At 59.6% G+C, this 20,856-nt stretch carries 15 protein-coding genes; 5 read left to right on the top strand and 10 right to left on the bottom strand.

Translation table 11 applies throughout. The features are described from left to right. The coding region (locus tag ACIGDJ_RS04795; RefSeq protein ID WP_397504516.1) for a glyceraldehyde-3-phosphate dehydrogenase at positions 1-1,070 on the bottom strand (1,070 nt) is incomplete at its 3' end. A gap of 354 nt (positions 1,071-1,424) precedes the next feature. On the opposite strand from ACIGDJ_RS04795, the gene mfd reads away from it, so the two are divergent. Genes mfd through ACIGDJ_RS04780 form a run of 3 tightly spaced genes read left to right on the top strand, consistent with a single transcriptional unit; the run spans position 1,425 to position 8,153 of the window. Then, positions 1,425-4,874 (top strand): transcription-repair coupling factor, encoded by a 3,450-nt coding sequence (mfd, locus tag ACIGDJ_RS04790; RefSeq protein ID WP_397480141.1) that lies wholly within the window; start codon positions 1,425-1,427, stop codon positions 4,872-4,874. Between the two features lie 10 nt (positions 4,875-4,884). After that, the gene (locus tag ACIGDJ_RS04785) at positions 4,885-5,451 is read left to right on the top strand and encodes a CsiV family protein (RefSeq protein ID WP_101158761.1); all 567 of its coding nucleotides are present in this window, start codon (positions 4,885-4,887) and stop codon (positions 5,449-5,451) included. 11 nt (positions 5,452-5,462) lie between these two features. Further along, the gene (locus tag ACIGDJ_RS04780) at positions 5,463-8,153 is read left to right on the top strand and encodes an SNF2-related protein (protein WP_397480142.1); all 2,691 of its coding nucleotides are present in this window, start codon (positions 5,463-5,465) and stop codon (positions 8,151-8,153) included. Positions 8,154-8,276: 123 nt separating this feature from the next. Here ACIGDJ_RS04780 and ACIGDJ_RS04775 read toward each other — a convergent pair whose 3' ends face one another. From ACIGDJ_RS04775 to ACIGDJ_RS04760, 4 genes are all read right to left on the bottom strand, one after another. Next, a complete protein-coding gene (locus ACIGDJ_RS04775; RefSeq protein ID WP_397480143.1) occupies positions 8,277-11,570 on the bottom strand; it encodes an SNF2-related protein in 3,294 nt (1,097 codons plus the stop codon). Positions 11,571-11,579: 9 nt separating this feature from the next. Further along, complete coding sequence (locus ACIGDJ_RS04770; RefSeq protein ID WP_397480144.1) at positions 11,580-12,317, bottom strand: S-methyl-5'-thioinosine phosphorylase; 738 nt, start codon at positions 12,315-12,317, stop codon at positions 11,580-11,582. Positions 12,318-12,329: 12 nt separating this feature from the next. Continuing rightward, the gene (gene nagZ, locus ACIGDJ_RS04765; RefSeq protein WP_397480145.1) at positions 12,330-13,340 is read right to left on the bottom strand and encodes a beta-N-acetylhexosaminidase; all 1,011 of its coding nucleotides are present in this window, start codon (positions 13,338-13,340) and stop codon (positions 12,330-12,332) included. Positions 13,341-13,498: 158 nt separating this feature from the next. After that, the gene (locus tag ACIGDJ_RS04760) at positions 13,499-14,206 is read right to left on the bottom strand and encodes a TetR/AcrR family transcriptional regulator (protein ID WP_016775489.1); all 708 of its coding nucleotides are present in this window, start codon (positions 14,204-14,206) and stop codon (positions 13,499-13,501) included. Between the two features lie 229 nt (positions 14,207-14,435). On the opposite strand from ACIGDJ_RS04760, the gene lexA reads away from it, so the two are divergent. After that, a complete protein-coding gene (gene lexA / locus ACIGDJ_RS04755) occupies positions 14,436-15,044 on the top strand; it encodes a transcriptional repressor LexA (RefSeq protein WP_016775490.1) in 609 nt (202 codons plus the stop codon). Positions 15,045-15,054: 10 nt separating this feature from the next. Further along, on the top strand, positions 15,055-15,528 hold the full coding sequence (gene sulA / locus ACIGDJ_RS04750; protein WP_397480146.1) for an SOS-induced cell division inhibitor SulA: 474 nt from the start codon (positions 15,055-15,057) through the stop codon (positions 15,526-15,528). 97 nt (positions 15,529-15,625) lie between these two features. Here sulA and ACIGDJ_RS04745 read toward each other — a convergent pair whose 3' ends face one another. From ACIGDJ_RS04745 to fadA, 5 genes are all read right to left on the bottom strand, one after another. Then, positions 15,626-15,859: a hypothetical protein gene (locus ACIGDJ_RS04745; protein WP_003226592.1), complete on the bottom strand. Its 234-nt coding sequence runs from the start codon at positions 15,857-15,859 to the stop codon at positions 15,626-15,628. A 106-nt stretch (positions 15,860-15,965) separates the two neighbouring features. Beyond that, positions 15,966-16,490: a DUF6586 family protein gene (locus ACIGDJ_RS04740; protein WP_101158767.1), complete on the bottom strand. Its 525-nt coding sequence runs from the start codon at positions 16,488-16,490 to the stop codon at positions 15,966-15,968. Between the two features lie 144 nt (positions 16,491-16,634). Beyond that, on the bottom strand, positions 16,635-19,268 hold the full coding sequence (topA, locus tag ACIGDJ_RS04735; RefSeq protein WP_397504515.1) for a type I DNA topoisomerase: 2,634 nt from the start codon (positions 19,266-19,268) through the stop codon (positions 16,635-16,637). Positions 19,269-19,382: 114 nt separating this feature from the next. Further along, a complete protein-coding gene (locus tag ACIGDJ_RS04730) occupies positions 19,383-19,619 on the bottom strand; it encodes a DUF1653 domain-containing protein (RefSeq protein ID WP_101158769.1) in 237 nt (78 codons plus the stop codon). A 94-nt stretch (positions 19,620-19,713) separates the two neighbouring features. Next, on the bottom strand, positions 19,714-20,856 hold a 1,143-nt coding region (gene fadA, locus ACIGDJ_RS04725), incomplete at its 5' end, for an acetyl-CoA C-acyltransferase FadA (protein ID WP_397504514.1).

Genomic DNA, 20,856 nt, shown 5'->3' with positions numbered 1-20,856 from the left:
CCGGTCTCGGTGATCACCATGTTCAGCGCGGCGCTGCGACCACGGCGATCGCCCTTGTGGAAGTTGTCGATCAGGTTCTGGTCGTTGGTGTACGAGTGAACGGTTTCGACGTGACCATTGATGATGCCGAACTTGTCATTTACGGCCTTGAGCACTGGCACGATGGCGTTGGTGGTGCAGGAAGCAGCCGAGACGATCTTGTCATCAGCGGTGATTTCACCGTGGTTGATGCCGTGAACGATGTTCTTCAGCTTGCCTTTGCCGGGTGCGGTCAGAACAACGCGGTCGATGCCCGGGCACGCCAGGTGCTGACCCAGGCCATCGGCGTCACGCCATACACCGGTGTTGTCCACCAGCAGCGCGTCTTTGATGCCGTACTGGGTGTAATCCACTTCGGTCGGGTTCTTCGCGTAGATCACCTGGATCAGGTTACCGTTGGCGGTGATGGTGTTGTTTTCTTCGTCGATGGTAATGGTGCCGTTGAACGAACCGTGTACCGAATCGCGACGCAGCAGGCTGGCGCGTTTGGTCAGGTCGTTCTCGGCGCCTTTGCGCACGACGATGGCGCGCAGACGCAGGCCGTCGCCACCACCGGTTTTCTCGATCAGGATGCGCGCCAGCAGACGGCCGATACGACCGAAGCCGTAAAGAACAACGTCGGTGCCTTTGCGGGCCGAGGCGTTCTGCTGGCCAACCACGTCCGCCATCTCTTCACGCACGAACTGCTCGGCGCTGCGGCCGTTGCCTTCGTTGCGGAATTTGAACGCCAGCTTGCCCAGATCCACCGACGCCGCGCCGAGCTTGAGCTCGCTCATGGCCTTGAGCAGTGGGAATGTTTCGTGGACGGAGAGTTCGCTGTCGTCCGAAGAACGGTGGCGAGCAAAGCGGTGAGCTTTGAGAATCGCGATGACAGACTGGTTGATCAGGCTGCGGCCATAGATCGAGCTAACCACGTTGTTATTGCGGTAGAGCTGACCGATAAGCGGGATCATCGCTTCTGCGAGTGCTTCACGGTCGATCCATTCACCAAGACACTGGTCGGGCTTCTGAGTCACGGTAACCTTCCACATGTAGGGGCAGAAAAAAGGGGCTACATTATGCCGCCGACAAGCCCTTTCAGCAATGCGCGCTTGTCGCGCAATCGGTAACAAAATTCCGTTCAAAAAATTTACGCCCTTCTCCAGCCCAGTAAAACCGGGGCTTTCAGGACAGTCAATTTTTCGACGACTGTTAGACGATGTCTGTAACCCTCCGTAACACCGCCCGGTTTCGGCACTACATAACCACGAAAAAAGTGCTCGTTTTTATGGTTACCACTACATTTCGTCCAAACCGTGAAGATAGACGCAGTCTGCAACTGACAGGCGGCACCGGAGGCCGCTACAATTACCGACTTTGTCGCAACGCCTGGAGCTCAACCTTCCGTGCCTGTTCTGCGTCTACCGCTACTCCCTGCCGAGGCAGGTAAACAGCACTGGGGCAATCTGCCCGGTGCCGCCCTCAGCCTGGCGATTGCCGAGGCTGCAAGCGCTGCCAAGCGCTTTACCCTGCTGCTGACCGCCGACAGCCAAAGTGCCGAACGGCTGGAACAGGAGCTGAGTTTCTTCGCCCCGGATTTGCCCGTGCTGCATTTCCCCGACTGGGAAACCCTGCCCTACGACCTGTTCTCGCCGCACCAGGACATCATCTCCCAGCGCATCGCCAGCCTCTATCGCCTGCCAGAACTGGCTCACGGCGTGCTTGTGGTACCGATCACCACTGCCCTGCACCGACTGGCGCCAACCAAATTCCTGCTTGGCAGCAGCCTGGTGCTCGATATCGGCCAGAAACTCGACGTCGAACAAATGCGCGCGCGGCTCGAAGCCAGCGGCTATCGCTATGTCGACACGGTGTATGAGCACGGCGAGTTCACCGTACGCGGCGCGCTGATCGACCTGTTCCCGATGGGCAGCAAGCTGCCGTACCGCATCGACCTGTTCGATGACGAAATCGAAACCCTGCGCACCTTCGATCCGGAAACCCAGCGTTCGATCGACAAGGTCGAGTCGGTCAAGCTGCTGCCGGCCCGCGAGTTTCCATTGCAGAAAGACGCAGTCACCCGCTTCAAGGCGCGCTTTCGCGAGCGCTTCGACGTCGACTTCCGCCGCTGCCCGATCTTTCAGGATCTGAGCAGCGGCATCACCCCGGCCGGCATTGAGTACTACCTGCCGCTGTTCTTCGACGAAACTTCGACACTGTTCGATTATCTGCCCCAGGACACCCAAGTGTTCTCGCTGCCCGGCATCGAGCAAGCGGCGGAAAATTTCTGGAACGATGTGCGCAATCGTTACGAAGAACGTCGCGTCGATCCATCGCGTCCTTTATTGCCTCCGGCCGAGTTGTTCCTGCCGGTAGAAGACTGCTTCGCGCGCTTGAAGAACTGGCCACGGGTTGTTGCCAGTCAACAGGACGTTGAAAGCGGCGTTGGCCGTGAGCGCTTCCCGGCGCACGCGCTGCCGGATCTGGCCATCGAAGCCAAGGCCACGCAACCGCTGGCGGCGCTGGCCGGCTTCCTCGAGGAATTCCCCGGTCGCGTGCTGTTCACCGCTGAATCGGCGGGGCGTCGCGAAGTCCTGCTGGAACTGCTGGAACGCCTGAAACTGCGGCCGAAAACCGTCGATAGCTGGCCGGATTTCGTCGCCAGCAAGGATCGTCTGGCGATCACCATCGCCCCGCTCGACGAAGGCCTGGTGCTCGACGACCCGGCGCTGGCGCTGGTGGCGGAGAGTCCGCTGTTCGGTCAGCGCGTCATGCAACGCCGCCGTCGTGAGAAACGCAGCGACGTCAGCAATGACGCGGTGATCAAGAACCTCACCGAGCTGCGCGAAGGCGCACCGGTGGTGCATATCGATCACGGTGTCGGGCGCTATCTGGGCCTGACGATTCTGGAAATCGACAATCAGGCTGCAGAGTTCCTCACTCTCGAATACGCCGAAAACGCCAAGCTCTACGTGCCGGTGGCCAACCTGCACCTGATCGCGCGTTACACCGGCAGCGACGATTCGCTCGCGCCGCTGCACCGCCTCGGCTCGGAAACCTGGCAAAAAGCCAAGCGCAAAGCCGCCGAACAGGTGCGCGACGTCGCGGCCGAACTGCTCGACATTTATGCCCGTCGCGCCGCCCGTGAAGGTTATGCCTTCGCCGATCCGAAGGCCGATTACGCAACCTTCAGCGCCGGCTTCCCTTTCGAGGAGACCCCGGATCAGCAAGCGACCATCGAGGCCGTGCGCGAAGACATGCTCGCGCCGAAACCGATGGACCGGCTGGTCTGCGGCGACGTCGGTTTCGGCAAGACCGAAGTGGCGATGCGCGCCGCGTTCATCGCCGTGCACGGCGGTCGGCAGGTGGCGATTCTGGTACCGACCACCCTGCTCGCCCAGCAGCACTACAACAGTTTCCGCGACCGCTTCGCCGACTGGCCGGTGACGGTCGAAGTGATGAGCCGTTTCAAGTCGGCCAAGGAAGTCAACGCGGCGATCGCCGATCTTGCGGAAGGCAAGATCGACATCGTCATCGGCACGCACAAGCTGCTGTCCGACGACGTGAAGATCAAAAACCTCGGCCTGGTGATCATCGACGAAGAACACCGTTTTGGCGTGCGCCAGAAAGAACAGCTCAAGGCGCTGCGCAGCGAAGTCGACATTCTGACCCTGACAGCAACGCCGATTCCGCGCACGCTGAACATGGCGGTGTCGGGGATGCGCGATCTGTCGATCATCGCCACGCCGCCGGCGCGTCGCCTGTCGGTGCGCACTTTCGTCATGGAACAGAACAAGAGCACGGTCAAAGAGGCTCTGGTGCGTGAACTGCTGCGCGGCGGTCAGGTTTATTACCTGCACAACGATGTGAAGACCATCGAGAAATGCGCCGCTGACCTCGCCGAACTGGTGCCGGAAGCGCGCATCGGTATCGGCCACGGGCAGATGCGCGAACGTGAACTCGAGCAGGTGATGAGCGACTTCTACCACAAGCGCTTCAACGTGCTGATCGCCTCGACCATCATCGAGACCGGCATCGACGTGCCGAGCGCCAACACCATCATCATCGAACGCGCCGACAAGTTCGGTCTGGCCCAGCTGCACCAGTTGCGTGGTCGTGTCGGCCGCAGCCACCACCAGGCTTACGCCTACCTGCTGACGCCGCCGCGCCAGCAGATCACCTCGGACGCGGAAAAGCGCCTCGAAGCGATCGCCAACACGCAGGATCTCGGCGCCGGTTTTGTGCTGGCGACCAACGACCTCGAAATTCGTGGCGCGGGCGAACTGCTCGGCGATGGTCAGAGCGGGCAGATTCAGGCCGTCGGTTTCACCCTGTACATGGAAATGCTCGAGCGCGCCGTGAAGTCGATCCGCAAAGGCGAGCAGCCGAACCTCGATCAACCGCTTGGCGGCGGCCCCGAAGTCAACCTGCGGGTGCCGGCGCTGATTCCGGAAGATTATCTGCCGGATGTCCATGCGCGGCTGATTCTGTATAAACGCATCGCCTCGGCCACCGACGAGGAAGGTCTGAAGGATCTGCAGGTCGAGATGATCGACCGTTTCGGCCTGCTGCCGGAGCCGACCAAGAACCTGGTGCGGATCACCGCGTTGAAATTGCAGGCCGAAAAGCTTGGCATCAAGAAAGTCGATGGAGGGCCACAAGGCGGACGCATTGAGTTCGAAGCGCAGACGCCGGTTGACCCGATGACCCTGATCAAGCTGATTCAGACGCAGCCCAAACGCTACAAGTTCGAAGGCGCGACGATGTTCAAATTCCAGGTGCCGATGGAGCGTCCGGAAGAACGTTTCAATACTGTCGAGGCGCTGTTTGAGCGTCTCATCCCGAAATCCGCTTGAAGGACGCCCAATGCGCCTGTTTCGCTCTGTGACTTTGTTGCTCGCACTTGCAGCACCGACGGCGTTTGCCGATGACACTTATCAGGTCGAAATGATCCTGGTGCGCCAGAATGCCGTGCCAGCGATTGTCAGCCGCGCCGCCCCGGAAGACTGGGCGGCTGGCGCTCAGCGTCTGGGCAACGACAGCCAGCGCACGCCGGCGCTGAATGATGTAGTGAGCAAACTCACCGCCAGCGGCGAGTACACCGTGCTGATGCACAAAGCCTGGCAGCAGACCCTCGGCGAAGCGCCGGCGAAAGTTGCAGTGAGCGAAGGTCAGGAACAGTTCGGCCAGTTCCCCATCGAGGGCACGCTGGAAATGAAACTCGGCCGTTTCACCGACGTGACCGCCGATTTCTGGGTCAATCAGATCGACGCCAATGGCCTGGTGACGGCCAGTGAGCGTCTGCGTCAGGACAGCCATACCAAGAACGGCCAGCTCAACTACCTCGACAACGGCCACTTGGCGTTGCTGATCAAGATCACTTCCCTGACCGCACCAGCGCCTCGCGAAGCGCCTGAAGTCGTGCCGGACTGATCGAAGTCCTTATGCCGCCACCCCTGAGCAAACCGCTGGCCCCGTCGTGGGTCAGCCGATTCAAAGAACAGAGTCTGGAGCGCGGCCGCCGCTACGCTTTGGAGAATCGAGTGCGCATCGCCCAGATCGGCGATGCGACCATCACCGCCAGTTGCGAAGGTTCTGGCGGTAGCGTTTACCGGCAGACCATCCATCTGCGCGAATCGGCCAAAGCCACCCTGCTACTGGTCGACGCCACCTGCACCTGCCCGGTGCGCAGCAACTGCAAACACTGCGCTGCGGTGCTGCTGAAAATCCAGGAAACCCTCGACTACCCCGCCGCCGCGAAAGATGCCGAACTGCTGGAAAAACTCCAGGCCGTGCTGGAGAACCGCAGCCCGAAAGCGCCGCCACAGGTACTGGTGGATAATGTGCAACCGGTGCCGCGCCTGTGGCTGGCGAGCGCCGAGTTCAGCGCCTTCGAGCCGCGCAACGGCAAGATGCAGCGCTACATTCAACACCGCGCGGCGCTGTCGTTCAGTTATCTGGACGAATACGTCAGCGGGCAAAAACACAGCGATATCCTGATCCGTCAGGAAGCCCAGACCCTGCGGATAAAACGCCACCCGGATGTCGAACAGTCCTACCGCGAACAGTTGCGCATCCTCGGTTTCCGCATCGCCACCCGGCAGAGCAAAGCGCTGCCGGAAAGCGCCGGCGAACTGTATGAAATGGTCAACGACAGCGCCTGGCTGACCTTCACTCTCAATGACCTGCCGAAGTTGCGCAGCCAGGGCTGGGAGTTGCAGATCGATGAGGAATTCGGCTTCGACCTGACCGCCGTCGACGACTGGTACGCCACGGTCGAACAGGCGCCGGAGCGCGACTGGTTCGATCTGGAACTGGGCATCATCGTCAACGGTGAACGCCTGAGCCTGCTGCCGATTTTGCTGAACCTGATGCGCTCGCACGCCGAGATTCTCAACCCGGAGCGCCTGGCCCGTCGTCGCGATGACGAGCTGATTCTGGTGAACATTCCGCAACGCACCAGCGAGCATGGGCCGTTGCAAGTGGCGCTGCCGCTTGGCCGCTTGAAGCCGGTATTGATGACGCTGGGCGAGTTCTATTTGCAGGAGCCGGGCGAAACCACCCTGCGCCTGAGCAAGGCTGACGCCACCCGGCTCAATTCGCTGGAAAGCCTGCCGTTGCTTTGGGAAGGCGGCGAGCAGATCCGCACGCTCGCCCAGCGTTTGCGCGACATTCGCGACTTCAGCGCCCAAGCACCAGACGGTCTGGTTGCGACTTTGCGCCCTTATCAGCTCGAAGGCTTGAGCTGGATGCAATCGCTGCGGCAACTGGAAGTCGGCGGGATTCTTGCGGATGACATGGGCCTGGGCAAAACCCTACAGACCCTGGCGCATATTCTCAGCGAGAAGAACGCCGGACGCCTCGATCGTCCGTGCATGGTAGTGATGCCGACCAGCCTGATTCCCAACTGGCTGGATGAGGCTGCGCATTTCACCCCGCAACTGAAAGTGCTCGCCCTATATGGCGCCAGCCGCAAGAAACATTTCGATAATCTGGCCGACTTCGACTTGCTCCTCACCACCTACGCCCTGCTGCCCAAAGATGTCGAACGCCTGGTCATGCAGCCGCTGCACGTATTGGTGTTGGACGAAGCGCAATACATCAAGAACCCCAACAGTAAAGCCGCTCAGGCCGCGCGCGAGCTGAATGCGCGCCAGCGTCTGTGCCTCAGCGGTACACCGCTGGAAAACCATTTGGGCGAGCTGTGGTCGCTGTTTCACTTTCTGTTGCCGGGCTGGCTGGGCGACGTGAAAGGCTTCAATGCCGATTACCGCGTGCCGATCGAAAAGCGCGGCAGCGAAGTCAGACTGCAACACCTCAACGGTCGGATAAAACCGTTTCTTCTGCGCCGCACCAAAGAGCAGGTCGCCACTGAGCTGCCGCCGAAAACCGAGATCATCCATTGGGTCGAACTCAACGAAGCGCAACGCGACGTGTACGAAACCATGCGTTTGGCGATGGACAAGAAAGTCCGTGACGAGATCACTCGCAAAGGCGTGGCACGCAGCCAGATCATCATTCTCGAAGCATTGCTCAAGCTGCGCCAGGTCTGCTGCGATCTGCGCCTGGTCAACGACGCCACCCTGCCCGCGCGCGGCAGCACCTCGGGCAAGCTCGATAGTCTGATGGACATGCTCGATGAATTGTTCGAGGAAGGCCGGCGGATTCTGCTGTTCTCGCAATTCACTTCGATGCTGTCATTGATCGAAGAGGAATTGAAAAAACGCAAGATCGCGTACGCCCTGCTCACTGGCCAGACCCGTGACCGGCGCACACCGGTGAAGGAATTCCAGAGCGGCAAGCGTCAGATCTTTCTGATCAGTCTGAAGGCTGGCGGCGTCGGCTTGAACCTGACCGAAGCCGATACCGTGATTCACTACGACCCGTGGTGGAACCCTGCGACCGAGAATCAGGCGACTGACCGCGCCTATCGCATCGGCCAGGAAAAACCGGTGTTCGTGTACAAGATGATTGCCCGGGGTACGGTGGAAGAAAAAATTCAGCACCTGCAGAAGGAAAAGTCCGACCTTGCAGCGGGCGTGCTGGATGGACGTAAAGCCGGGGACTGGAAGTTGCAGAGCGATGATATTGAAGCGCTGTTTGCGCCGCTGCCGGACAAGATCGACAAGCGCTGACGTCAACGCCGCCGGTTCGATTGCTTCGCAAGCTGGTGCGCTCCCACAATTGATCCAGATTCGCTGGAGATCCAATGTGGGAGCGAGTCTGCTCGCGAATGGCCACACCGCAGTTCAAACCCTTCAGCCTCTGGAAACCGGCAACGGCGCAAACAGCGCCTCGATATCACTCTGCTCCAGTTTGAATCCGCCCGTCGTGCCACCCTCCAGTACCGCCCCGGCCAGCGCCGCTTTCTCCTGCTGCAACGCCTGGATCTTCTCTTCGACGGTGCCTTTGGCAATCAACTTGTAGACGAACACCGGATTGTTCTGCCCGATCCGGTACGCCCGATCAGTCGCCTGATTCTCCACCGCCGGGTTCCACCACGGATCGAAGTGAATCACCGTGTCCGCCGCCATCAGGTTCAGACCAGTGCCGCCGGCCTTGAGGCTGATCAGGAACAACGGCACCTTGCCGCCCTGGAAATCCTTGACCGGCGTACGCCGGTCGGTGGTGTCGCCGGTCAGCAGCGAATAACCGAGCCCGCGCTGCTGCAACTCCTGCTCGATCAGCGCCAACATCGAGGTGAACTGCGAAAACAGCAGGATGCGCCGACCTTCGCCGAGCGATTCCTCGAGCATCTCCATCAAGCTGATCAGCTTGCCGCTGCCCGAGCGCAACGCCTTCGCCGTGAGCGGCATATTGACGAGGCGCAGATCGCAGCAGACCTGACGCAGCTTGAGCAGCGCATCGAGGATGATGATCTGACTGCGCGCCACGCCACTGCGGGCGATTTCGTCGCGGACCTTTTTGTCCATCGCCACACGCACCGTCTCATAGACGTCGCGCTGACCATCGCTGAGTTCGACCCAATGAATGATCTCGGTTTTCGGTGGCAACTCGGTGGCGACCTGATCCTTCTTGCGCCGCAGCAAAAACGGCTTGATGCGTGCGGTCAGGTGCTGCATTCGCTGCACATTGCCGTGTTTCTCGATCGGTGTGCGGTAATCGCGGTTGAAGGATTTGCTGTCGCCGAGCCAGCCGGGCATGAGGAAATGGAACTGTGACCACAGCTCACCGAGGTGGTTTTCCAGCGGCGTACCGCTCAAACACAAGCGCTGACGGGCCTGCAAGTCACGGGCGGCCTGGGCGGCTTTGCTCAGCGGGTTCTTGATGTTCTGCGCCTCGTCGAGAATCAGCACGCTCCACGACTGCGGCTGCAAGATCTCCATATCCCTGGGCAGCAATGCGTAAGTGGTCAGCACCAAGTCGTATCCGGCAAGATTGGCGAAGTCTTTTTGCCGCCCTGCCCCGTGCAGCGCCAGGATTTTCAACTGCGGCGTGAAACGCTCGGCCTCGTCGAGCCAATTGGGAATCAGGCTGGTGGGCATCACCACCAGTGCCGGACACTCCAGACGCCCGGCGTGTTTTTCCGTGAGCAGATGCGCCAGGGTCTGCAGGGTTTTGCCCAGGCCCATGTCATCGCCCAGAATGCCGCCGACCTCCAACTCGCGCAGGGTCTGCATCCAGTTCAAGCCTTCGAGTTGATACGGGCGCAGTTGCGCGTTGAGGCCGGCCGGCGCAGCAACGTGGGCGTGGCTCGAATTCTGCAGACGTTTGGAAAAAGTACGCAGACGTTCGCCGCCCTGCCAATCCAGCGGCACGCCATCGAGCATACTCAGGCGCGCGGCGTCTGGAGCGGTCAAGCGCAGCGCATCCCCCTGATGGCCGCCCAGGTACAGCTCGCCCAGCGTCGCCATCAGCGGTTTCACCCGACTCAGCGGCAACGCGACTTTGGCGCCCGCCGGTTCGCCAAAACCGCTGGGCTTGAGCTCTATCAGGAGTCTTTCGTCATCGCTGCGCTGCGCCAGATTTACCGGGTCGAGCAAGCGCGGCTGGGTCCGCAACAGATGCAGAAGGATCGGCAGCAAGCTGTAGCGCTCGCCACTGACGACGATGCCCAACTGCAGATCAAACCACTGATGCGTGGCCTCTTCTTCGACCTCGGCGTACCACTGTTCAACCGGTTGTACATCGAAATGGAAACCGGGACTGAACTCGATTTTCCAATCTGCGGCGCGCAGTGTGGCCAGCCCTTCGTGCATGAACCCGAGCCAGGCGGAATCATCCGGCAAGGTAAACATCTCGCCGGGACGATCCATTGCACTCTTGCGCGTGGCTTTCTTGAAGCCATGTTTTTGCAGGTTCTGGCGCAGCTTCTTTTCCAGCGCAGGTTGACGCTGAATGCGCTGAGTTTCGCTGCCGTTGAGGATCATGACTTCCGGGTTGCGATCCACCGCCGGATGACCGTCGTAGGTAAACAGCAGAGCGGCGCGGTGCTCCAGCACAGACTCCCAGCGCGAGCGTTCTCGACCGCTGACCAAGGTCAGTTGCGGCTGCGGCAGCACGTCATCGATGATCCGTTCGGTGAGCTTGTGTGGTGGCGCAATTTGGGTTGCCGCGCTCATGCGATGGCTGAACTGCATGGCCTGATGCGCCGGAATATCTGGCGCCTGGGTCAAATGGCAGGCGAGCTTTACTTCCAGCTCAGTGAACAGCGGGCCAACCTGTCGCCGTTCACGATCGAGGTAATAAAGCGGCTCCAGCGCCAGCACGGTTTCCTGCGCAGCTTCGGCACTGCTCCATTGCGCGCGGAATCCGCCATCGGCCTGCTCAGCCCAATAGAACTGACCCACGCGTTTCGCCCCCGGTGTCAGCGCTCGCAGGTCTTCGAAGTCGAGGAACAGCCGGGAGGTGCGCAGGAGCATTTCCAGCAGTTCGGCGCCACTGCTGCCTTCCAGCGGATAGCCGCTGTAATAGGCGTGATGGGAATGCATGGCGACCAACAGCCGGGCGATGCGCAGATCCAGCTCAGACAGGTAGCCGGGCTGGCGCATGAGCATTTCCGAGAGCGAGTACATCGGCTTGAACTCGCGTAACTCGCCGCTTTTGAGCTGATGGACCTTGAAAATATCGAGCAGCCACTTGCCGTTCGCAGACGTCGGTTTGAGCTTGTAAAACAGTTGCGTGCCTGCGGTTTGCGCACTTTCTTCAGCGGGCTTGGCCGGCACGGGAATTGTCGAAAGCCAGTGCTCCAGCGCTCGTCCCAACGGCGTCTGCGCGTCACTTCCAGACGCATCCTGGCCAGTGCCCAGCAGGTGATAGAGCACCGCAGCGCAGTGCTTGCAGTCGATTGCAACAGGACAGCTGCATAGGCAACGCAGGTTTACCGACCCCAGCCGATCTTCGGACAGGTAAATGCTTTGCTCATACGCCTGAAGTTGCGAGCCGACGCAAAACGCCTCTATCTTCTTGTCATCGATCTGGAGGATCTCGACCCGATCATCGGCGGCATAAGCGCGGGCCTTGGCCAACGCCTTGCTACTGAATGCGTGGGTCCATGTCAGCCCTTTGAGCCGCTCGATGAAAATGCTCATGGGCAGTCGTTAGCTGACCAGCACCCGCGCCAGCGTTGATTTTACCTTGCCCATGCCATCGTGCAGTGCCTGCTCGATTTCGGCCATGGTGATCACTTCTGTGGTCTTGCCCGCGGCTGGATTCACCACCAGCGCCAGGCAGGCGTAATCCAGATCCAACTCCCGGGCCAGCGCGGCTTCCGGCATGCCGGTCATGCCAACGATGTCGCAGCCATCACGCTCCAGTCGCACGATCTCGGCGACCGTTTCCAGACGCGGGCCCTGGGTGCAGGCGTACACGCCTTGATCGCTGTATTCGCAGCCTTCGGCGGCGACTGCGGCAATCAATTGCTGACGCAACGGCTCGCTGTAGGGAAAGCTGAAATCGATGTGGGTGACGTGTTCCAGATCATCGGCGAAATAGGTGTGCTCGCGCCCGCTGGTGTAGTCGACGATCTGGTGCGGCACGCAAAAATGCCCGGTACCCATGGCCGGGTGAATCCCGCCCACCGCATTCACCGCGATGATCGCTTCGGCACCCGCCTGCTTGAGCGCCCAGAGGTTGGCGCGGTAATTGACCTTGTGCGGCGGGTAACGATGCGGGTGACCGTGACGGGCGAGGAACAGCACTTCCTTGCCGGCGTACTCACCAATCTGCACCTCGGCCGAAGGCGCGCCGTACGGGGTGTCGACTGCCAGCGACTGGCGAATGCTCAGGCCTTCGAGCTGAGTCAGGCCAGTGCCACCGATGATTGCGTAAACGGTCATAACGAAAAATCCTTAATCGATCAGTTGAGCGTCTTTGAGCGCGCCGAGGGCGGTGAGCCAACGCGGGTCCTGACGATAATCAGTGCTGGCAAAGGCCTGACCGCGCATCTTCGCGATGCGCGCGGAAGGCTTGACCTTCATGCGCTGCGCCGCGCTTAGCGCCAGTTCGGCAGCGGCGCGATCGTTGCAGACCAGCCCCATATCGCAGCCCGCAGTGAGTGCGGCTTCGATACGGCTGGCAGCGTCGCCGACCACGTGGGCGCCGGCCATCGACAGATCATCGCTGAAGATCACGCCATCGAACTGCAATTCGCCGCGCAGGATGTCCTGCAGCCAGCGTCGGGAAAAACCGGCGGGCTGTGAATCGACTTGCGGATAGATGACGTGGGCCGGCATAACGGCGGCCAGTTGTTGACTGAGTCTGGCGAAGGGCACGAGATCGTTGGCGCGGATCTCGTCGAGACTGCGTTCGTCGTTCGGGATCGCCACGTGGGAGTCGGCTTCGGCCCAGCCATGGCCTGGGAAATGTTTGCCGGTGGCGGCCATGCCAGCGCTGTTCATGCCGCGAATGAATGCGCCGGCGAGCAAGGCTGCGCGCCCGGGATCGCCTTCGAATGAACGGGTGCCGACCACGGCGCTGCGCTGATAGTCCAGATCCAGCACCGGGGCGAAACTAAGGTCGAGCCCGACCGCCAGCACTTCGGTAGCCATGATCCAGCCGCACTGCTCGGCGAGATACTCTGCATTCGGGTTATCGGCGATGGCGCGCATCGCTGGCAGACGGACGAAACCCTGACGCAAGCGCTGCACGCGCCCGCCTTCCTGGTCCACCGCCAGCAACAGGTCCGGACGAATCGCGCGGATCGCGGCGCTGAGTTCGCGCACCTGGCGTGAATGCTCGATGTTACGGGCAAAAATGATCAGGCCGCCCACTTCGGGCTGACGCAACAATTGGCGATCTTCGGCCGTCAGCCAGGTACCGGCGACGTCCACCATCAACGAGCCTTGCAGGCCAGCAGTCATAGAGATTCCTTGAAAACGAAAAACCCGATCCGCCTGTGTTCGCTACCACGGGCAGCGCCGGGACGGCCAACAGAATTCATGCAGATCGGGTTCAGTACGAGAGTCGGCATGGCCGGCTAGCTTAGCGGATACCAGCTGCCGCGCCCACCCGTGCGCGGTCAAACCTTGGCGGCGACCGGCATGGACTTGCTGCGCGGCCGCAATTGCGCGCTGGCCATTGCGGTATCAGTAACGCCGGTCTCGGCGCGCATGCCGGCCGCGAGGAAAGGCACCATCAGGCGCATGACTTGCTCGATGGAGGTATTGACGCCGAAATCGGTCTCGGCAATCGCTCGCAAGGCCTTGATCCCGGACATGCTGAACGCTGCAGCGCCGAGCATGAAGTGCACGCGCCAGAACAGCTCGATTGGTGGAATGCGCGGCGCCGCCTCGTTGACCAGCAGCATGTAGCGGCGGAACACCTTGCCGTACATGTCTTCCAGATAACGCCGCAAGTGACCCTGGCTCTGACTGAACGCGAGGCCGAGCAAGCGCATGAAGATCGACAGATCGTTACCGCTGCGAGGCTGGACGACGAGCGCTTGCTCGACGAGGATTTCCAGCAGCTCTTCAAGCGTCGGCTTGTTTTCCGGCTTGGCCTGGCGGCGCTCCAGCTCTTTGTCAAGACTGACGCAGAACGGACCGAGGAAGCGCGAGAACACAGCTTGAATCAGCGCCTTTTTCGAGCCGAAGTGATAATTCACCGCAGCCAGATTGACGCCAGCTTTGCTGGTGATCAAACGCAATGAGGTTTCAGCGAATCCTTTCTCCGCGAACAACTGCTCGGCAGCATCAAGAATGCGTTCAACGGTTTCCGACTGGGCCATGGCTACTCCGCCTGACAAACACTTGTTTGAAACATACGTTTCAGCCTAAGCCTTGTCAAGCCTGCCGGTTCGTTTTGGGAATGGTCGGTCAGCTATTTAACCACACAAGGCGCCAGCATTAATAAGCGCCCTTCGCGACCGCTCGGCGGGAGGCAAAAAAACGCCCATTGCCAAGACCGCTTCACTGTATATAATCCCAGTCACTGTATAAAAAGACAGAGCGATCAATATGCTAAAGCTGACGCCACGCCAAGCCGAGATTCTGGCCTTCATCAAACGTTGCCTCGAAGACAACGGCTATCCGCCCACCCGTGCGGAAATCGCTCAGGAATTGGGTTTCAAATCGCCAAACGCGGCGGAAGAACATCTCAAGGCCCTGGCCCGCAAAGGCGCGATCGAGATGACCCCGGGCGCTTCCCGCGGCATCCGTATTCCTGGCTTCGAAGCCAAGGCCGATGACTCCACCCTGCCGATCATTGGCCGAGTGGCTGCCGGCGCGCCGATCCTCGCCCAGCAGCACATCGAAGAATCCTGCAACATCAATCCGACCTTCTTCCATCCGCGCGCCGACTACCTGTTGCGTGTGCACGGCATGAGCATGAAGGACATCGGCATTTTCGACGGCGACCTGCTGGCAGTCCATACCACTCGTGAAGCACGTAACGGCCAGGTCGTGGTTGCCCGTATCGGCGATGAAGTGACGGTCAAGCGCTTCAAACGAGAAGGCAGCAAAGTCTGGCTGATCGCCGAAAACCCCGAGTTCGCCCCTATCGAAGTCGACCTGAAAGATCAGGAACTGGTGATTGAAGGCTTGAGTGTCGGCGTCATTCGCCGCTAAAGGAGGCTCCATGCAGTTCCCACATACACCTCAGCAAACACAACTGCCTTTATTCGAAGCGTTTCTGGCGCAGCCTATGGTGCCGACTCTGAAAGAAGTGGTAGAGCGAGACTGGAACGCCAAACCCGATGCTTTCAGTGAGCTGTCACTGCGTGGTGCCGCCGGGAACTGCCTGAACCTGCTGGCGCCGATTCTGCGTGAGCTCAGCGATGATCAGGACGCTCGCTGGCTGACACTGATCGCACCACCCACCAGCCTGACGCAAACCTGGCTGCGCGATGCGGGTCTGAACCGCGAACGCATCCTGCTGCTGCAACCGCGTGGCACGCAGAGTGCTCAGCAACTAGCGTGCGAAGCGTTGCGCCTGGGGCGCAGCCATACCGTAGTGACCTGGCTCAACCCATTAAATGCCAATTCACGACAACAACTGATCAGCGCCGCACGTACGGGCGAAGCTCAGAGTCTGAACATTCGTTTGGGTTAATTGCCTGGTAATACGCGCTGTGTGAAGCGTAGAGCTTCTCCAGGGACAGAGAAGCAGATTTATAGCGCAAGCGATTGAAACAGGGCCAAAGCGTGGGTCAATGAAGAACTCGCGGCCCTTCTTCCTTATCAAATTCGCCTTCAACCATACGACCTGCCATTTGCACGCCAACGCTCAACATCGCTTTGGCGATTTCAACGTGCTGACCCTGCAGAAACGCTTTGGCATCCTCGGAGAAATCCAGCGTCACCAGAGAACCTTCGTCCTCAGCCCTGCGCAGTTCGATTCGGCCGTCTGGTAACTCGACAATTTCTAGAAAGGACGTTGGCATATAGGTCTGTTCTCCACGAAAGGCAGCAATTATATAGACATCATTCGAGCTCCGCTCGGGATCTTGACCAGCAGCATGTTTCAGATTACCACTGCATCAAACCCCGTCAGCACTCGTTCAAGCCTTCACGGAATCTGATGGCCAAGCCTTTGAGGTTTTGCCGCCAGCTCTCTAGCTCTTCTCGACTCAATTCTTCTGGCGCTTGTTCTTCATCAAGATTGATCGCTTGAATCAGCGGCTGTGTCACGTCGCCTTTCGGTTTGTGTAGCACCTTTGGCGGCTGAAACAGTGCCGCGTGCGCCGCCAACAATTTGGCCAGCCAGGTTTCCGGGTTCCCGGCCAGCTCGACCATTTCCGCCAGCTCCGGGATCGCTATCGATTCCAGCACTTCCCGTTTCAGCAACTCTTCCGCCCTCGGCGTATGGGCCTGCGGCAGACGGTAAAAGCCGGCAATCTCATGACACAAACCCAGCAGTGCGCCATAGAGGTGGAACAACGCTGACTCACGCCCGGCCTGGATCAGCGCCAGAGAATTCATCGCCCGCCCCTCTTCAGCATGAGCCAAAGCTTCCAGTGACAGGCCGGCGAAATAGATCTTCTGGTTGGTACGGGTATAGAGCTCGTGGGCCATGACGGCAGCCTCCACAACGAAATAATTGCTTCACACAGGCCGAACAGTGTCGTGGATGAGCCGATGCCACTGCAAGCACAAAACAAAAAGGCCGCATGAAATCCTTATGGTTTCATGCGGCCTTTTCGCTGCTCAGACTAACGCTTACTCAGCCTTGGCTTTCGCGCTGCGCTTGTCTTCAACTGTCCACTTGCCACCGTCGTAATACGCCTTCCAGCCAGTCGGCTTGCCGTCGACTTCGGTCTGCACGTATTGCTCCTTGGTCTTGCGGCTGTAGCGGATGACCGCCGGCAGACCATCAGGATCCTTCTGCGGAGCTTCACACAGGAAGTGGTACTTCGGATCGATCTCGTCCTTGTGCGGCAGAATCTCGATCACCAGCGGAGCACGGGTCTCGCGGTTTTTCGGGAACTGACTGGCCGCCAGGAACAGGCCGGAGGCGCCATCGCGCAAGATGTAGGTGTCGTTGACCTTTTCGCATTTCAGCTCAGGCATCTTCACCGGATCCATCTTCGGCGGCGCCGCATCACCGCTCTTCAGCAGCTTGCGGGTGTTTTTGCACTCAGGGTTGGTGCAGCCGAAAAACTTGCCGAAACGGCCGGTCTTGAGCTGCATCTCGCTGCCGCATTTATCGCATTCCAGACTCGGACCTTCGTAGCCCTTGATGCGATAGCTGCCTTCTTCGATTTCGTAACCGGCGCAATCCGGGTTGTTGCCACAGATGTGCAACTTGCGCTTTTCGTCCAGCAGGTAGGCGTCCATCGCCGTGCTGCAGATCGGGCAGCGATGCTTGCCACGCAGTACCAGCGATTCCGATTCGCCCTCGTCGTCCGCTGCGATTTCATCGCCCGGCACCAGATTGACCGTTGCCTTGCAGCGTTCTTTCGGCGGCAGGCTGTAGCCCGAGCAACCAAGGAACACGCCGGTCGAGGCAGTACGGATCTGCATCGGACGACCGCAAGTGGTGCACGGAATATCGGTCATGACCGGCTGGTTAGCGCGCATGCCGCTTTCCGGGTTCTCTGCTACTTCGAGTTTCTTCTTGAAGTCGCCGTAAAACTCGTCCAGCACGTTTTTCCAGTCGCGCTCGCCCTGCGCCACATCATCAAGGTTCTCTTCCATGCCAGCGGTGAAGCCGTAGTCCATGAGATTAGAGAAACTTTCAGACAGACGCTCTGTGACAATGTCGCCCATCTTTTCAGAATAGAAACGACGGTTGTGCAGCGTTACATAACCGCGATCCTGAATAGTCGAAATGATCGCAGCGTAAGTCGAAGGACGACCGATGCCGCGTTTTTCCATTTCCTTGACCAGACTGGCTTCGGAGTAACGCGCCGGCGGCTTGGTAAAATGCTGCGACGGATCGAGCTTGATCAGCTTCATCACATCGCCCTGCGCCATGTCAGGCAGTACGTCATCATCGCCAGGCTTGGCAATTTGCGGCATGACGCGGGTGTAGCCATCGAACTTGAGGATACGGCCCTTGGCACGCAGCTCGAAGTCGCCAGCGCCGACGCTGACGGTGGTCGACAGGTATTGCGCCGGCAGCATCTGGCAGGCGAGGAACTGTCGCCAGATCAGCTCATACAGACGCTCAGCATCACGCTCCATGCCCGCCAGCTTGCTTGGCGTGGTATTGGCGTCAGACGGACGAATCGCTTCGTGAGCTTCTTGCGCGCCTTCTTTGCTGCTGTAAACGTTCGGTGTCTCCGGCAGGTACTTCTTGCCGAATTCGTCTTCGATGTAAGTGCGCGCCATCGCCACGGCGTCGACCGAGAGATTGGTCGAGTCGGTACGCATGTAAGTGATGTAGCCGGCTTCGTAGAGACGCTGGGCCATCATCATGGTTTTCTTCACGCCGAAACCGAGACGGTTGCTCGCAGCCTGCTGCAAGGTCGACGTGATGAACGGTGCCGATGGCTTGCTGCTGGTCGGCTTGTCTTCACGCTTGACGATGCTGTAGCTGGAAGCCTTGAGCTTCTCCAGGGCGGCCATGGCCTGGGCTTCGTTCAGCGGCTTGAAGGCTTCGCCTTTTTCGCGAGCCACTTCGAAACGCACGGTCGAGCCTTTGGCAGTGCCGAGATCAGCGTGCACTTCCCAATATTCTTCCGGAATGAACGCACGGATTTCTCGCTCACGCTCGACCACCAGCTTCACGGCAACCGATTGCACGCGACCGGCGGACAGGCCGCGGGCAATCTTCGCCCACAGCAGCGGTGAGACCATGTAGCCGACGACGCGGTCGAGGAAGCGACGCGCCTGCTGGGCGTTGACACGATCAATGTCCAGCTCGCCCGGTTCGGAGAAGGCTTCCTGAATCGCTTTCTTGGTGATTTCGTTGAACACCACTCGCTTGTAGCGGCTGTCGTCACCACCGATGGCTTCGCGCAGGTGCCAGGCAATGGCTTCCCCCTCGCGATCCAAGTCGGTTGCGAGATAGATGGTGTCAGCATCCTTGGCGAGCCGGCGCAGCTCTTCGATGACCTTCTCTTTGCCTGGAAGGATCTCGTACTTGGCTTTCCAGCCATGCTCGGGATCGACACCCATACGCGAGACCAGCTGTTTACGCGCTTTCTCTTTCGGCGAGAGCACCGGACCTTCGCCCGCAGCCGCCTTGCCGCGCTTGGCGGCTGGCTCTTTGCTGGCGCTAGCCGAACCGCTAGTGGGCAGGTCTCGGATATGGCCGATACTCGACTTCACCACGTATTGGTTGCCCAGATACTTGTTGATGGTCTTGGCCTTAGCCGGGGATTCCACAATGACCAGCGATTTGCCCATGGATCAGAAAATTCCTGAATTCTAGAAGTGAAAGGCGGTTGGCGCCTGACGCGGCACCGCTATATATAGTTGATACAAGATGAGGTCAAGCACAGGGTTGCCTGCGCCCTGGCCTCATGCCTTGTCAAAAACGCTCGGTTCGGCTTGCACCAAAGCAAAGCGTGGCACCTGTTCGCCGTCAACCTCGACCGACTCGACGAACATGCTCAGCGGGCGCACCCAATAGCCGTAATCGCCATACAGGGCTTGGTAAAAGACCACTTCTTCTTCGGTTTCGGAATGCCGCGCAACACTGAATACACGGTATTGCGGACCTTTGTAATGTTGGTAGAGCCCAGGTTGTATCGGCATGCTTCGGCCCTCACTGAAATCTTTTCGAAAATAAAATAAAAAACCCAAAAACAAAAACCGGGGCACTGGGCCCCGGCTTCCATCGACGAGACGCTTAAACGCGTTCGAAGACGGTGGAGATGCCTTGGCCGAGACCAATGCACATAGTGGCCACCCCGAAGGTGCCGCTATTCTGCTTCATCACGTTCAGCAGGGTGCCGGAAATACGCGCACCGGAGCAACCGAACGGGTGACCCAAAGCGATCGCGCCGCCGTGCAGGTTAACCTTCTCGTTCATCTTGTCGAGCACTTTCAGATCTTTCAGCACTGGCAAGGCCTGTGCAGCGAAAGCTTCGTTGAGCTCGAAGAAGTCGATATCGTTGATGCCAAGACCCGCACGCTTGAGGGCTTTTTGTGTTGCCGGCACAGGACCATAGCCCATGATCGCCGGATCCACACCTGCCACCGCCATCGAACGGATCACCGCCATTGGCTGGATACCCAGGTCCTGTGCACGCTGCGCCGACATCACGATCATGCACGAGGCACCATCGGTGATCTGCGACGAAGTACCTGCAGTCACGGTGCCGCCCTTTGGATTGAATGCCGGCTTCAATGCCGCCAGACTTTCCAGGGTGGTTTCCGGACGAATGGTTTCGTCATAGTCGTACAGTTTCAGGAAACCGTTCTCGTCGTAACCCTGCATCGGGATGATTTCGTCTTTAAACTTGCCTTCCACGGTTGCCTTGTGGGCCAACTGGTGGGAACGCACGCCAAAAGCATCTTGCTGCTCGCGGGTGATGCCATGCATTTTGCCGAGCATTTCAGCGGTCAGACCCATCATGCCCGAGGCTTTCGCCGCGTACAGCGACATGTGCGGGTTAGGGTCGACACCGTGCATCATGCTCACGTGGCCCATGTGCTCGACACCGCCGACCACGAACACGTCACCGTTACCGGTCATGATCGCTTGCGCAGCGGTGTGTAGCGCGCTCATCGACGAGCCACACAGACGGCTGACGGTCTGGCCTGCAGACGTGTGCGGGATCTGGGTCATCAGCGACGCCATGCGCGCGATGTTCCAACCCTGCTCCAGGGTCTGGTTGACGCAACCCCAGATCACGTCCTCGACTTCCGCCGGGTCGACCTTGCTGTTGCGTTCCAGCAGTTTGCTGATCAGGTGCGCCGACATGTCTTCGGCGCGGGTGTTGCGGTGCATGCCGCCCTTGGAGCGGCCCATCGGAGTACGACCGAAGTC

Source organism: Pseudomonas sp. NPDC079367, assembly GCF_044542195.1.
GTDB lineage: Bacteria > Pseudomonadota > Gammaproteobacteria > Pseudomonadales > Pseudomonadaceae > Aquipseudomonas.
Note: the sequence above shows the minus strand (reverse complement) of the source record. Positions and strands in the feature narration are given on the sequence as shown.

Coding starts and splice junctions, on each gene's coding strand:
- ACIGDJ_RS04785 (WP_101158761.1), top strand. CDS start 4,885: ATGCGCCTGTTTCGCTCTGTGACTTTGTTGCTCGCACTTGCAGCACCG.
- ACIGDJ_RS04780 (WP_397480142.1), top strand. CDS start 5,463: ATGCCGCCACCCCTGAGCAAACCGCTGGCCCCGTCGTGGGTCAGCCGA.
- ACIGDJ_RS04775 (WP_397480143.1), bottom strand. CDS start 11,570: ATGAGCATTTTCATCGAGCGGCTCAAAGGGCTGACATGGACCCACGCA.
- ACIGDJ_RS04770 (WP_397480144.1), bottom strand. CDS start 12,317: ATGACCGTTTACGCAATCATCGGTGGCACTGGCCTGACTCAGCTCGAA.
- nagZ (WP_397480145.1), bottom strand. CDS start 13,340: ATGACTGCTGGCCTGCAAGGCTCGTTGATGGTGGACGTCGCCGGTACC.
- ACIGDJ_RS04760 (WP_016775489.1), bottom strand. CDS start 14,206: ATGGCCCAGTCGGAAACCGTTGAACGCATTCTTGATGCTGCCGAGCAG.
- lexA (WP_016775490.1), top strand. CDS start 14,436: ATGCTAAAGCTGACGCCACGCCAAGCCGAGATTCTGGCCTTCATCAAA.
- sulA (WP_397480146.1), top strand. CDS start 15,055: ATGCAGTTCCCACATACACCTCAGCAAACACAACTGCCTTTATTCGAA.
- ACIGDJ_RS04745 (WP_003226592.1), bottom strand. CDS start 15,859: ATGCCAACGTCCTTTCTAGAAATTGTCGAGTTACCAGACGGCCGAATC.
- ACIGDJ_RS04740 (WP_101158767.1), bottom strand. CDS start 16,490: ATGGCCCACGAGCTCTATACCCGTACCAACCAGAAGATCTATTTCGCC.
- topA (WP_397504515.1), bottom strand. CDS start 19,268: ATGGGCAAATCGCTGGTCATTGTGGAATCCCCGGCTAAGGCCAAGACC.
- ACIGDJ_RS04730 (WP_101158769.1), bottom strand. CDS start 19,619: ATGCCGATACAACCTGGGCTCTACCAACATTACAAAGGTCCGCAATAC.